Annotated in this window: 1 protein-coding gene; it reads left to right on the top strand. The window is 59.3% G+C overall.

Translation table 11 applies throughout. The features are described from left to right. Positions 1–410 precede the first annotated feature (410 nt). On the top strand, positions 411–634 hold a 224-nt coding region (locus CSC94_RS24010), incomplete at its 3' end, for a TadE/TadG family type IV pilus assembly protein (protein ID WP_245408481.1).

The raw sequence follows: 634 nt of genomic DNA, 5'->3' as shown, positions 1-634 counted from the left end.
GGAAGGCGAGACGGTCGGGTGTGCGCCCGAAGGCGCGCTTGCACAGCGCCTCGATTTCATCCCGCCGGTCGTTCTTCATGATGTCGCCAACAGCGCGCGTCGTGTTCTTGGCCATGCATTTCCCCTTGCCGTTGTCGTGAGCACAGTCGCCGCAACAATAGCCAAGCAAGGTTATGATTTAGCTACCGACGATGCTTTCAATCCTGGACTGTCCTGGCCTGCCATGGAGGCGACTGGAACGGCGCCGTCGCGAGCCGGATGGGCGGTGACCCCGCGCCCCTGGTCCCCATGCTAACAACGGCGCGGGCCGAATTGCGACGGTCTGTTTAACCAAGTATTCGGATTTCAATATTAGTATTTCCTAATTCAGTAAGCGGCCAATTTGCGCCTTCGCTGAAAAGGATATCGCTATGCTTGACAGGGAAAGTAAGTGGAGCAAGTCGATCAGGGCTGACGAGCGCGGGCACTTCTCGGTCATGTTCGGCCTGATGTTCGTCGGCCTGGCCTCTGCCGCCGGCATGGGGCTCGACTACAGCCGCGTCGTCAGCGACCGCAGCAGCGTCCAGAATGCCATGGATGCCGCCCTTCTGGCAGCCATGACGCTCAAGCATACGCCCGACGAGCAGATCAAGTA

Source organism: Zhengella mangrovi (assembly GCF_002727065.1).
GTDB classification, from domain to species: Bacteria; Pseudomonadota; Alphaproteobacteria; order Rhizobiales; family Rhizobiaceae; genus Zhengella; species Zhengella mangrovi.
Note: the sequence above shows the minus strand (reverse complement) of the source record. Positions and strands in the feature narration are given on the sequence as shown.